General features: G+C 45.4%; 11 protein-coding genes. All 11 read left to right on the forward strand.

Annotation, left to right across the window (positions count from 1 at the left end):
• Window positions 1-5 precede the first annotated feature (5 nt).
• Window positions 6-1,505 carry a UDP-N-acetylmuramoyl-L-alanyl-D-glutamate--2,6-diaminopimelate ligase gene (gene murE / locus MMA19_RS21060; protein ID WP_240207142.1) on the forward strand — a complete coding sequence of 500 codons (1,500 nt, stop codon included), beginning with the start codon at window positions 6-8 and terminating at the stop codon, window positions 1,503-1,505.
• Window positions 1,502-2,866: a UDP-N-acetylmuramoyl-tripeptide--D-alanyl-D-alanine ligase gene (murF, locus tag MMA19_RS21065; RefSeq protein WP_171392122.1), complete on the forward strand. Its 1,365-nt coding sequence runs from the start codon at window positions 1,502-1,504 to the stop codon at window positions 2,864-2,866. The genes murE and murF overlap by 4 nt, the downstream gene beginning before the upstream one ends.
• Window positions 2,863-3,945 (forward strand): phospho-N-acetylmuramoyl-pentapeptide-transferase, encoded by a 1,083-nt coding sequence (mraY, locus tag MMA19_RS21070; protein WP_006072711.1) that lies wholly within the window; start codon window positions 2,863-2,865, stop codon window positions 3,943-3,945. The genes murF and mraY overlap by 4 nt, the downstream gene beginning before the upstream one ends.
• Window positions 3,946-3,968: 23 nt before the next feature.
• A complete protein-coding gene (gene murD / locus MMA19_RS21075) occupies window positions 3,969-5,297 on the forward strand; it encodes a UDP-N-acetylmuramoyl-L-alanine--D-glutamate ligase (protein ID WP_240207143.1) in 1,329 nt (442 codons plus the stop codon).
• 14 nt (window positions 5,298-5,311) lie between these two features.
• Entirely contained in the window at window positions 5,312-6,538 is a 1,227-nt protein-coding gene (ftsW, locus tag MMA19_RS21080; protein WP_006072713.1) for a cell division protein FtsW, read from the forward strand.
• Window positions 6,525-7,586: an undecaprenyldiphospho-muramoylpentapeptide beta-N-acetylglucosaminyltransferase gene (murG, locus tag MMA19_RS21085; protein ID WP_240207144.1), complete on the forward strand. Its 1,062-nt coding sequence runs from the start codon at window positions 6,525-6,527 to the stop codon at window positions 7,584-7,586. Before ftsW ends, murG begins: the two co-directional genes overlap by 14 nt.
• 18 nt (window positions 7,587-7,604) lie before the next feature.
• Window positions 7,605-9,065 (forward strand): UDP-N-acetylmuramate--L-alanine ligase, encoded by a 1,461-nt coding sequence (gene murC, locus MMA19_RS21090; protein WP_006072717.1) that lies wholly within the window; start codon window positions 7,605-7,607, stop codon window positions 9,063-9,065.
• A 275-nt stretch (window positions 9,066-9,340) separates the two neighbouring features.
• Window positions 9,341-10,093, forward strand: coding sequence for a cell division protein FtsQ/DivIB (locus MMA19_RS21095; RefSeq protein ID WP_050798631.1), 753 nt, complete (start codon window positions 9,341-9,343; stop codon window positions 10,091-10,093).
• Between the two features lie 110 nt (window positions 10,094-10,203).
• Window positions 10,204-11,466 carry a cell division protein FtsA gene (gene ftsA / locus MMA19_RS21100; protein WP_038223983.1) on the forward strand — a complete coding sequence of 421 codons (1,263 nt, stop codon included), beginning with the start codon at window positions 10,204-10,206 and terminating at the stop codon, window positions 11,464-11,466.
• A gap of 29 nt (window positions 11,467-11,495) precedes the next feature.
• A complete protein-coding gene (ftsZ, locus tag MMA19_RS21105) occupies window positions 11,496-12,725 on the forward strand; it encodes a cell division protein FtsZ (RefSeq protein ID WP_031495612.1) in 1,230 nt (409 codons plus the stop codon).
• Window positions 12,726-12,824: 99 nt separating this feature from the next.
• Complete coding sequence (lpxC, locus tag MMA19_RS21110) at window positions 12,825-13,742, forward strand: UDP-3-O-acyl-N-acetylglucosamine deacetylase (RefSeq protein WP_031494089.1); 918 nt, start codon at window positions 12,825-12,827, stop codon at window positions 13,740-13,742.
• Window positions 13,743-13,814: the final 72 nt, after the last annotated feature.

Consider the following 13,814-nt stretch of genomic DNA (forward strand, 5'->3'; position numbering starts at 1 on the left):
AAACAATGTTGACCTCTTTGACATTGGCAAAACTGCTAAAACCTTGGGTTAGCGAAATGGAAGGCTCAGTGAGCTACTTGTCACTTGATGACATAGTCGTTTCCAATTTGGAATTAGATAGCAGGGCTATTCAACAAGGCGATAGCTTCGTCGCTATCATTGGTCATACTGTCGATGGCCGTCTGTTTATCGAAAGAGCAGTGCAAGCAGGCGCTACGTCTGTGCTGGCTCAAGCAGACAGTGAGCATAAGCATGGTGAAGTGACCTATATTGGTGACGTGCCAATTATCCATCTCTACCAACTCGATACGCTGCTTTCTGTCATCGCGGCACGCCTATATCAATATCAGCAACAAGTCATTGGTGTAACTGGGACGAATGGCAAAACCACCATCACCCAGCTTATTGCTCAATGGATTGATTTACTCGGTGATAAAGCCGCCATTATGGGCACGACGGGCAATGGCTTCTTAGATCAGCTTGAAGAGGCAAAAAACACCACAGGCAATGCCATTGATGTACAGCGAATCTTAGCAAAGTTAGATCAGCAAGGTGCGCACTATACAGCGATGGAAGTGTCTTCTCACGGCTTAGTTCAAGGTCGCGTTGCCGCTGTGCCATTTAAGCTGGGTATTTTTACCAATCTGAGCCGTGATCATCTCGATTATCACGGCACAATGGAAGGATACGAGGCCGCGAAGAAGCTCCTGTTTACCGGCCATCATTGCGAACATGCGGTTCTCAATATTGATGATGTCGTTGGTCGCCGTTGGTTGTCGGAACGAAGTGATGCCATCGCGGTGTCTGTTGAAGGACGTCAAGAGGGTAAAAGAGGGCTGTGGGCAACAACAGTAGAATACAGCGATAGCGGAATCTCACTTGAATTTGATGGTTACTTTGGGCAAGGCAATTTGCATGCACCACTGATTGGTCAGTTTAACGCTAGCAATCTCATGCTGGCGTTTGCGTCGTTATTAGCGCTCGGCTTTGATATCGAACATCTGCAACAAACTGCGCCGAAACTGCAACCAGTGCTTGGCAGAATGGAACTATTCCAAACCACTAGTAAACCTAAAATAGTTGTCGATTATGCTCACACCCCCGATGCTCTTGAAAAAGCGCTGTTGGCGTTGCGAGTACATTGTGAAGGTAAACTTTGGGTGATTGTCGGCTGCGGTGGTGACAGAGATAAAGGTAAACGACCAATGATGGCGGCGATCGCTGAACGCTTAGCTGACCACGTTATTCTTAGTGATGATAATCCTCGAAGTGAAGACCCTGCTGCTATTGTCGAAGATATGTTGGCCGGTATGAGCCAACCGCAAGCTGCTATTGTTGAACACAAACGGTTTGATGCGGCGCAGGTGGCGATGAACCAAGCTGGGGCATCGGACATTATTTTACTCGCTGGTAAAGGTCACGAAGACTATCAGGTTATTGGCACCGAAACGGTGCATTACTCGGACAGAGAATCGGCCGCAACATTATTGGGACTTACATTATGATTGCATTAACACTATCTGACATTGCCAATATTGTTGAAGGTACGCAGAGTGGCGGTGAGGTTCAAATCCAAGAAGTCACGACAGATACTCGTGCGATTCAGTCTGGAGCACTGTTTATTGCGTTAGTCGGTGAGCGCTTTGATGCTCACGATTTTTGCCAGCAAGCTGCTGATAAAGGTGCCGCCGCACTCATTGTTGAACGTCAACTGGATATTGATATTCCGCAGGTTATCGTAGCAGATAGTAAAGTTGCACTTGGCTTATTAGGGGCTGAAGTGCATCGTCGTTGTGGGACAAAAACTCTTGCCATTACTGGTAGCTGTGGCAAAACCACAGTAAAAGAGATGGTGGCGAGTATCTTATCTGGCCTTGGACAAGTGCTATACACAGCTGGCAACTTCAATAATGATATTGGTGTTCCACTGACATTACTTCGCAGCACACCACAAGATGACTTTTCTGTTATCGAACTAGGTGCGAATCATATTGGCGAGATTGCTTACACCACGGCGCTGGTGAAACCTGATATTGCCATGGTTAATAATGTGGCAGAAGCGCACCTAGAGGGCTTTGGTTCTCTTGATGGCGTGAAAACTGCGAAAGGTGAAATTTACCAGGGTCTTACAGCCAACGGGACAGCGCTGATCAATCTCGATAGTCAAGGTGAGTCGATTTGGTCAGAAGTTTTACAAGATAAAAACCTTATAACGTTCTCTAAACAAAACACTAACGCCGATTTTTATGGCTCTGACATAGCGATGTCATCAGAGGGCTATCCGTTATTTACACTGCACACACCAATCGGCAATGTCGAACTGCAGTTGTCATTGCTAGGTGAGCATAATGTGGCGAATGCCGTTGCTGCGAGTGCTTTGGCGATTCAATGTGGTGCGACCTTAGAGCAAATCAAAATAGGTTTGCAATCGCTAAGTAAGGTTAAACGTCGTGTTGATGTCGAAAAACTTACTGAGCACATTACCTTAATTGATGACAGCTATAACGCCAGTGTGCCTGCGATGAAAGCGGCGGTTGACTTGCTTGCACAGTTTAAGCAAGGGCAGCGCTGGTTGATTCTGGGTAATATGGCAGAATTGGGGCATGAAAGTCTTGCACTTCACAAAGAAGTCGGACAACATGCTGCTCCTTTCGCATTTGAACATGTTTTGACCTATGGTGAAGATGCGAAGATTATCAGTGACCTATGTGGTGGTATGCATTTTCAGAGTCACGACAGCATGCTTGAATATATCGAGCGCAATTTAACACAGCTAAACCAGACCTCTCATACCTTATTGGTGAAAGGGGCACTAAGTGCAGGCATGTACACCATTGCTAATGCACTGAAGGAGACTTACACATGATTATTTGGCTTGCGGAATTACTACAGCCATACTTTTCTTTTTTTCGACTGTTTGAATACCTGTCATTCAGAGCCATAGTCAGTGTGTTAACCGCTTTAGGGTTGTCCTTATGGATGGGACCTAAAATGATTGCTCGCCTGCAAATGTTGCAAATCGGTCAAGTTGTTCGTAACGAAGGTCCTGAATCGCACTTTAGTAAGCGCGGAACGCCAACCATGGGCGGCGTGATGATCTTGTTTGCGATTACATTAACAGTGTTGTTGTGGTCTGACCTAAGCAACCCTTATGTTTGGGCTGTATTGGTTGTTTTACTTGGCTACGGCGCAGTGGGTTTTGTCGACGATTATCGCAAAGTTGTCCGTAAGAACACTGATGGTTTGATTGCTCGTTGGAAGTATTTTTGGCAGTCAGTTATCGCTCTGTTCGTGGCTTTCGCTTTATATGCTCATGGACAAGATACGGCTGCAACTCAGCTGGTTGTGCCTTTCTTCAAAGACGTAATGCCGCAGATGGGGCTGTTTTATATCGTCTTCACCTATTTTGTTATTGTAGGCACAAGTAACGCTGTAAACCTGACGGATGGTTTGGATGGCTTGGCTATTATGCCGACAGTACTTGTAGCGGCGGGTTTTGCGGTTATTGCTTGGGCTACGGGCAACGTTAACTTCGCTAACTACCTACATATTCCTTATATCCCATATACCTCAGAGTTGGTCGTTGTATGTACCGCAATGGTTGGTGCTGGCCTTGGTTTCCTTTGGTTTAACACGTATCCAGCACAAGTGTTTATGGGTGATGTTGGCTCACTGGCACTTGGTGGTGCACTTGGTGTGATTGCGGTGTTGGTTCGTCAAGAGTTTGTGCTTGTTATTATGGGCGGTGTATTCGTAATGGAAACGCTGTCGGTTATTCTTCAGGTAGGTTCATACAAACTGCGTGGCCAGCGTATTTTCCGTATGGCGCCTATTCACCACCACTACGAGCTAAAAGGATGGCCGGAACCACGTGTTATTGTTCGTTTTTGGATTATTTCAATCGTACTAGTTCTTATTGGATTAGCCACTCTTAAAGTACGTTAGAAACGCAGTAGGACAATCAGTTCATGGATTCTTGGCAAGACATAAAGCAAGTCGTTGTAGTTGGGCTCGGTATTACCGGGCTCTCTGTCGTTAATCATGTTAGTAAAAACCATCCTGACGTGACTGTTCGTGTGATGGACAGTCGGGAGAACCCTCCCGGTGCTGAGCAGTTGCCAGAAGGTGTAGAACTGCATGCTGGAAGCTTTAATACTGAGTGGTTGAATCAAGCAGACCTGATTGTTTGCAACCCTGGTATTGCTTTGGCAACACCAGAAATTCAGCAGGCACTGGAAAAAGGTATTCGCGTTGTTGGCGATATTGAACTGTTTGCGTGGGCAACTACCAAGCCTGTTATTGCTATTACAGGCTCCAACGGTAAAAGTACAGTGACCGACCTAACAGGGGCAATGGCCAAAGCTGCGGGTATCAATGTCGGTGTTGGCGGTAATATTGGTGTTCCTGCTTTAGATTTGCTGGAACTGAATGCCGACTTGTATGTCCTAGAATTATCTAGCTTCCAACTCGAAACAACCTATTCTCTAAAAACCAAAGTATCGACATTTTTGAATCTGTCCGAAGATCATATGGATCGCTACCATGGGATGGAAGATTATGCACAAGCGAAACGACGTATTTTCTTCAATGCAGAACATGCTTTGGTGAATCGTGATGAGTCAGAGACTTCCCCTGAGCTGGCCGGGCTTCCTGTAGCAACGTTTGGTTTTAATGAGCAAGACTTCGGTATGCGTGAAATCGACGGACAAGTCTGGCTAGTCGATAACGGTGAAACCATTATTTCCACCGACCAACTTCGTTTGGTTGGCAAGCACAATTGGTCCAATGCGCTGGTGGCCTGTGCATTGCTCAAACTGAGCGGTATCGACTACCGAAAAGGTTTGGCGTGTTTAGCTGCGTACACTGGTTTGAGTCATCGTTGCCAAGTGGTTGCAGATGAAAAGGGCGTCAAGTGGGTGAATGATTCCAAGGCTACTAACGTGGCGAGCACACTTGCGGCGTTATCTGGCTTAACCTTAGAGGGTAAACTGTATCTTTTGGTAGGTGGCGTTGGCAAAGGCGCTGACTTTTCTGAGTTAGCCAAACCACTGTCTGAGCTGAATGTGAAGTTGTGCTGTTTTGGGAGAGATGGTGAGGAGTTCATGGCCTTGCATCCAGCGGCGGTTCGATATGACACGCTCAACAATGTCCTAACCGATATTACACCCGAACTGCAAAAGGGTGATATGGTTATGTTATCTCCAGCTTGTGCAAGCTTTGATCAGTTTGCCAATTTTATGGCTCGTGGAGATGACTTTACCCAGCTGGCTCAGCAATTTTCAAAACAAGTTAGTTAAACGGACTCGCTACTATGTTCCATCAATTTCGACAAAGGGTAACAGGTTGGTTTTCACATCCAGCTCCTGATGCCCTCTACGATAGACAGTTAGTGTGGTTAGCGTTTGCATTGATGATTACCGGCTTGGTTATGGTAACATCGGCTTCTTTTCCTATTAGTTCAAGACTCACTGACCAACCATTCCACTTCATGTTTCGACATGCGATTTTCTTGGTGCTAGCGCTTGGGACATCGTCCATTGTTTTGCAAGTTCCAACGGAAAAATGGTTTCGTTACAGTACTTATTTGCTTGCACTGTCGATATTTCTTCTGGTCGTCGTATTGGCCGTCGGGAAGTCGGTTAATGGTGCTTCGCGCTGGATCCCTCTTGGGCTCTTTAACTTGCAGCCCGCTGAAGTCGCTAAATTGTCACTGTTCATTTTCATGTCGAGCTATCTGGTTCGCAAGCAAGATGAGGTAAGGCAATCCTTCTTTGGCGGCTTTATCAAACCTATCATGGTGTTTACTACCTTTGCTATTTTGTTGCTTGGTCAGCCTGACTTAGGAACCGTGGTGGTAATGTTGGTGACCCTATTTGGTATGCTGTTTATAGCGGGCGCAAAGCTGTCTCAGTTTATCGCGTTATTGGTAGCTGGTGTTGGTGCGGTTATTGCCCTGATCTTGGTGGAGCCCTATCGTGTTCGCCGAGTGACATCTTTCCTTGACCCATGGGAAGACCCTTTCGGAAGTGGCTACCAGCTAACACAATCATTGATGGCGTTCGGCCGCGGTAATTTGATGGGGCAAGGGTTAGGTAACTCGGTGCAAAAATTGGAGTACCTGCCTGAAGCGCATACTGACTTCGTATTTGCGGTTTTAGCTGAAGAGTTAGGTTTTATTGGTGTGCTTCTCGTGTTGATGTTGGTGTTTGCTTTGGTGATTAAAGCTCTGTACATCGGCAAGCGTGCCTTTGAGAAGAAGCAACTGTTTGGGGGCTATCTCTCTTTTGCCATCGGAATTTGGTTTGCTTTTCAAACGTTAGTCAACGTTGGTGCTGCTGCTGGTATGGTTCCTACCAAAGGTTTGACATTGCCCTTAATCAGTTATGGTGGCTCCAGTCTTATAATTATGTCCGTTGCGGTGTCGATACTGCTACGTATCGACCACGAATGCCGTCTGTTACCAGACATAGATGAACCTACACCTCAGGAAGCGCCTCCTGAGAAAGACAAGAAAAAAGCCAAAGATGAAAAAGAATAAACGTTTGATGGTGATGGCTGGTGGTACTGGTGGTCACGTGTTTCCAGGGCTTGCTGTTGCGCATCGACTACAAGAACAAGGTTGGGAGATTCGCTGGTTAGGAACGGCTGATCGTATGGAAGCCGACTTGGTTCCCAAGCATGGTATTGAGATCGATTTCATTAAAGTGAAAGGTCTTCGAGGACAAGGAATTACCAAGCTTATGAAAGCGCCATTTCAGATATTTAGCGCTATATTACAGGCTAGAAAGCACCTAAAAAAATGGCAACCGGATGCCGTGTTAGGCATGGGTGGTTATGTGAGTGGCCCTGGTGGTATTGCGGCTTGGACCATGGGCATTCCAGTTGTATTACACGAACAAAATGGTGTAGCGGGATTAACCAATCAATGGTTGTCGAAAATTGCCAAGAAAGTATTCCAGGCGTTCCCTGGTGCATTCCCTAACGCTGAAGTAGTTGGGAACCCAGTAAGACAAGATTTAATTGATACTGAAGAACCGCAACAGCGACTTGAAGGCCGCAAAGGTGATATTCGTATTCTTGTCATGGGTGGCAGTCAAGGTGCACGTATTTTAAACCAGACGCTACCTCTCGTAATGGCAAAGCTTGGTTCAGGCTACACAATCCGTCATCAAGCGGGTAAAGGTAATAGCGAAGAAGTGGCTGAGCTATATCGCTCCAATGCAGTTGACAATGCAGACGTTACTGAGTTTATCGACGATGTTGCCCAAGCCTATCGTTGGGCTGACCTAGTAATTTGTCGCTCTGGTGCTTTGACTGTCTCTGAACTAGCTGCGGTCGGCGTAGGCGCAATATTTATTCCATTTATGCACAAAGATCGGCAGCAAGCACTTAATGGTGATCACCTAGTGCACAGTGGCGCTGCCTATATGATTGAACAGCCGGATTTAACGGTAGAAAAATTGGCGCAACAGGTAAAACAGCTCGATCGACTGCAACTACTAGAGCTTGCGAAGAATGCACGAAAAGCCGCTAAACTTGATGCAGATACACGCGTCGCCCAAGAAATTATCGAATTAACAAAATAGATTGACGAGATTTAATCCATGACACAGCAACATACTCAAGACCTAGCACAAATACGGGCCCTGATACCTGAAATGAGACGAGTGAAGTGTATTCACTTTGTCGGAATTGGTGGTGCTGGCATGAGTGGTATCGCAGAGGTACTGCTTAATGAAGGCTATCAGATTACCGGTTCAGATCTTGCTGAAAATGCTGTGACAGAGCGTCTGACTCAAAAAGGTGCCACTGTCTATATTGGCCATCAGGCGAGCAATATTGAAAATGCAAGTGTGGTAGTGGTGTCTACGGCTATCGATCCAGAAAACCAAGAATTAGTTGCTGCAAAAGAGCTGAGAATTCCTGTAGTTCGCCGTGCTGAAATGCTAGCGGAATTGATGCGTTTTAGACATGGGATCGCTGTGGCTGGTACGCACGGTAAAACCACGACGACCGCACTGGTTACTCAGATATATTCGGAAGCTGGAATGGATCCGACGTTTGTTAACGGTGGCTTGGTAAAAAGTGCTGGTACTAATGCTCGATTAGGCTCAAGCCGAATATTGATCGCTGAAGCGGATGAAAGTGATGCGTCTTTCCTTCACCTGCAACCGATGGTGAGTATTGTGACTAATATTGAAGCTGACCATATGGATACCTATGGTGGAGACTTTGATACGCTAAAACAAACCTTTATCGATTTCTTACATAACCTGCCTTTCTACGGTCAGGCGGTGATGTGTGTTGACGATCCGGTAGTTCGTGAATTGATTCCAAGTGTTAGTCGTCAAGTGATTACTTATGGTTTTTCTGATGATGCAGATGTGCGAATTGAGAACTATCGTCAAGACGGCCAGCAAGGTAAATTCACGGTTGTCAGAAAAGGCCGAGAGAACTTAGAAATTACTCTAAATATTCCAGGTCAACATAATGCTCTTAATGCAGCGGCGGCGATTGCTGTTGCAACGGAAGATAATATTGCCGATGAAGCTATCGTTAACGCCATGTTAGGGACTGAAGGTACTGGCCGACGCTTTGAGCACCTTGGTGAGTTTGAAACAGGTAACGGTAAAGTGATGCTAGTGGATGACTACGGCCATCACCCAACAGAAGTGGATGTTACGATTAAAGCGGCGCGCAATGGCTGGGCTGAAAAACGCTTAGTGATGATTTTCCAACCTCATCGATATAGTCGTACTCGCGATTTATATGATGACTTTGCCAATGTGCTGGAACAAGTTGATGTTTTAGTGATGTTGGATGTTTATTCGGCAGGAGAGGCTCCGATTGCTGGGGCTGATGGACGCTCACTATGTCGTACTATTCGTACAAGAGGTAAGTTGGATCCTGTTTTTGTTCCAGACGTGAATGCGTTACCATCTGTTTTATCGAATCTTTTGCAAGAAGGCGACCTTCTTCTGACGCAAGGTGCTGGTGATATCGGTAAAGTAGCCAGAAAGCTTGAGCAGATGAAGTTAGATATCCAGCTAATGCAGAATAGTTAGCAACGTCAGTTCAATTAGTAAAAAACTTAACTGTTCGACCGAGCTATCGAGAATTTTGATCGCTTAGTCGAACATTTTTGTTATTTCAATGTGTAAAAGCCGATATTTCTTAGGTTCAGTGTTTGATAGTTTGATATTCATTAGTATAATCCTAAGGTTAACAATATTAGATTAGACTCTTATTCCACTATCTTAAGGAAAGGCGAAGAGAAGTTAATAAAGGACCAAAGAGTTTGACTGAAACTTCAGAGAGCAGTGCAGAATCAACGCGTCGAATTACCTTGTTTTCTAAACATGGGGTCGGGGCTGTTTTTTTATTAGCTGTAATCACCGTAATAGGTTCAACACTTTATTCCACCATTAGCTGGATGTGGGACGACCAGCGCCTCCCTTTATCAAAGATAGTGTTGCAGGGCGATTTAACTCATGTAACTGCCAAGGATGTGCAACACGCATTTGCCAACCTTGAACACATTGGCACTTTTATGTCTCAAGACATCAATGTGCTGCAGCAAAGCGTCGAGCAAATCCCTTGGGTATCTCAGGCCTCCGTTCGCAAACAATGGCCAGATACAGTAAAAGTCTTTCTTACAGAGCATCAGGCTAGTGCCATCTGGAATGGTATTGATATGTTAGACACAAACGGTGTTGTGTTTAGCGGTGATGTGTCGGCAATTGAAGAGCAGAAAGTAAAACTTTATGGGCCAAAAGGCACTGAGTTACAAGTACTTCAAACTTATCGAGACAGCAACGGGCAATTAGCACCGCTTGGGTTATCCATATCATCATTGGTACTGAACGAACGCCGAGCTTGGCAAGTTATTTTGGACAACGGTATCCGTTTAGAGTTGGGTAAAGACTCGATGCAGGAGCGCTTGGAGCGCTTTATTTCGCTTTATCGAAAGTTGGGCGATCAAGTCTCTAAAATTAGTTATATCGACTTAAGATATGATACCGGCGCTGCGGTTGGCTGGTTCCCTGCGGAAGAGGCTGGAACCGCTCACGCAGAGAGCAAAAAAGTAGGATGACTGGTATTACGTATCGGTAGAGCAATTTATCGATACCTAAGTTCAGTTTGGACATTGAGCAACAAGATTGTTCGCTGGAAATTGAAATATCTATAACAAAGAGAGTACAGATGACGAAGACCACGGATGACAATATTATTGTCGGTCTTGATATAGGCACTGCAACTGTATCTGCGTTGGTCGGTGAAGTATTACCCGACGGTCAGGTCAATATCATTGGTGCTGGCTCCAGTCCTTCTCGAGGCATGGACAAAGGCGGTGTAAACGACCTAGAGTCAGTGGTTAAATCCGTGCAGCGTGCGATCGATCAAGCTGAGTTGATGGCAGAATGCCAGATTAGCAATGTATTTATTTCTCTTTCAGGCAAGCATATTGCGAGTCGAATTGAAAAAGGCATGGGAACCATTTCTGAGGAAGAAGTGTCACAGGATGATATGGACCGAGCGATTCATACCGCGAAATCCATTAAAATTGGTGATGAACAACGTATTCTTCATGTGATTCCTCAGGAATTTACCATAGACTATCAAGAAGGGATAAAAAATCCGCTTGGCTTGTCTGGTGTTCGAATGGAAGTGAGTGTTCATCTGATTTCTTGTCACAATGATATGGCAAGAAATATCATCAAGGCTGTTGAGCGTTGTGGATTAAAGGTAGAGCAGTTGGTTTTCTCTGGATTAGCTTCCAGTAACGCTGTTATTACTGAAGATGAACGAGAGCTGGGCGTTTGTGTCGTAGACATTGGCGCGGGAACCATGGATGTCTCTATTTGGACCGGTGGTGCACTTCGACATACAGAAGTGTTCTCTTATGCTGGTAATGCGGTGACCAGTGATATTGCATTTGCATTTGGTACACCTCTTAGTGATGCAGAAGAAATAAAAGTAAAGTATGGTTGTGCTCTAAGCGAACTAGTGAGCAAAGATGATACAGTTAACGTTCCAAGCGTTGGTGGTCGACCTTCTCGTAGTTTGCAACGCCAAACATTGGCAGAAGTGATAGAACCACGCTATACAGAGTTAATGGGACTAGTAAATCAAACCATTGATAATGTTCAAGCTAAACTAAGAGAGAATGGTGTAAAACATCATCTAGCAGCAGGCGTGGTCTTAACGGGCGGCGCAGCACAAATTGAAGGGGTTGTGGAGTGTGCAGAGCGCGTCTTCCGCAATCAGGTTCGTGTAGGCAAGCCTTTAGAGGTTAGCGGTCTCACGGACTATGTAAAGGAGCCGTATCATTCTACGGCCGTTGGATTACTTCATTACGCAAGAGACAGTCAGATCAATGACGACAATGATTATAACGAACCAAAACGTCAATCGGTGTCGACAATCTTTGGAAAGTTGCGTAATTGGATACAAAAAGAGTTTTAACCTGAGTTGCAGGAAAACGGAGATAACAAATGTTTGAACCGATGATGGAAATGTCTGACGAAGCAGTCATTAAAGTAGTTGGAGTCGGCGGTGGCGGTGGTAACGCTGTAGAACACATGGTTCGTGAGTCAATCGAAGGGGTTGATTTCATTAGTGTGAATACGGATGCTCAGGCACTTCGCAAAACGAGTATTAGTCACGTCATTCAAATCGGCGGCGATATTACAAAAGGCTTGGGTGCGGGTGCAAACCCACAAGTTGGACGTGATGCAGCTCTCGAAGATAAAGAAAGAATTAAAGAAAGCATTACTGGCGCCGATATGGTATTTATCGCAGCTGGTATGGGTGGTGGTACTGGAACCGGTGCAGCTCCCGTTATTGCTGAAGTAGCGAAAGAGCTTGGTATTCTTACTGTTGCGGTGGTGACTAAACCATTTAGCTTCGAGGGTAAAAAGCGTCTTGCATTTGCAGAACAAGGTATTGAAGAGCTATCAAAGCATGTTGACTCTTTAATCACTATTCCAAATGAAAAGCTACTTAAAGTACTAGGTCGTGGCGTTACGCTTTTAGAAGCCTTTGCAAGTGCGAACGATGTTCTTAAGAATGCCGTTCAAGGTATTGCAGAGCTAATTACTCGCCCAGGTATGATTAACGTCGACTTTGCGGACGTACGTACTGTGATGTCTGAGATGGGTCATGCGATGATGGGTAGCGGTGTTGCTAAAGGCGAAGACCGTGCAGAAGAAGCCGCTGAAATGGCGATTTCTAGCCCGCTTCTAGAAGATATTGATCTTGCTGGTGCTCGTGGTGTTCTAGTGAACATTACTGCAGGTCTGGATATGCGTTTAGACGAGTTTGAGACAGTCGGTAACACAGTGAAGGCTTTTGCTTCTGATAATGCAACAGTGGTAATTGGTACTTCGCTAGACCCTGATATGAGCGACGAAATTCGCGTGACTGTGGTTGCTACTGGTATCGGTAATGAACGCAAACCTGACATCACGCTTGTTGCAGGTGGTAAAACACCAGTAACAGCAAGTCAGCCACAACAACAAACGCAAGCTCCAGCTGCGAAAGTTGAAGAGAAAGTGGCACAAACTTTGCCTGTAAATAGTCAGGACAAGGTTGAAGTGAACACACCGAGTCATTCGGGATCAAATGCACCTGCATCTGGCGCGAATACTAGTGCTGCACCTAAACCTGAAAAGGAAAGTGGCTACTTAGATATTCCAGCATTTTTGCGTCGTCAAGCAGACTAAGCTGTCTGCTTAAATTTGACACAGCTCAAAAATCTGGTAGGATTCGCGGTTGCTTACATAATCAACCGTGATTTGTAGCGTTGAAGAAGAGGTTTGTAGATGATCAGACAACGTACGCTTAAAGAAATAGTGACTACTGTAGGAGTGGGTCTCCACTCTGGCCGTAAAGTAACACTAACTTTGCGTCCAGCGGCTGCTAATACTGGTGTCGTTTACCGTCGTACTGACGTGAATCCGCCTGTGGATTTTCCTGCGGATCCTCTTTCTGTGCGCGACACAATGCTATGTACTGCGCTTGTTAATGATGACGGTGTTCGTATTTCAACAGTCGAGCACTTGAATGCAGCATTAGCGGGTATGGGCATTGATAACATCATCGTTGAAGTTGATGCGCCTGAAATCCCTATTATGGATGGCAGTGCAAGCCCGTTTGTATACTTGCTACAACAAGCAGGCATCGAAACTCAGAATGCACCAAAACGTTTCATCCGTATCAAGAAACCAGTGCGTTTCGAAGATGGTGATAAGTGGGCAGAGCTTCGTCCATACAACGGTTTCCGTATGGATTTCGAGATTGAGTTCAACCACCCTGCAATTGATGCTGACGAACAGCGTCTGCAGTTTGATTTCTCGTCGCAAGGCTTTATTAAAGATATCGCTCGCGCTCGTACTTTTGGTTTCATGCGTGACATCGAGTACCTACAATCACAAAATCTTGTGTTAGGTGGTAGCTTCGATAATGCTATCGTTCTTGATGAATACCGTATTCTTAACGAAGAGGGTCTTCGTTTCGATAATGAGTTTGTTACTCACAAAGTGTTGGATGCGATTGGCGATCTCTATATGGCTGGTCACGCGATTGTTGGTGAGTTCTCTGCGTATAAGTCAGGTCATGGTCTAAATAACCAACTACTGCGTGCGGTATTGGCAGACCAAGAAGCGTGGGAATGGGCTACATTCGAGGAGCAAGCTGGTTCTCCAGTTGCTTTTGCAGAACCAAACATGGTTCTCGCTTAAAAAACTACTAGTGTTTAAAAAAACCAGACCTTGAGTCTGGTTTTTTTATGCCTATTAAACAGTGATGTGGCA

It is taken from the genome of Vibrio sp. CyArs1, from assembly GCF_022432925.1.
In the GTDB taxonomy this organism is placed as follows: Bacteria; Pseudomonadota; Gammaproteobacteria; order Enterobacterales; family Vibrionaceae; genus Vibrio; species Vibrio mediterranei.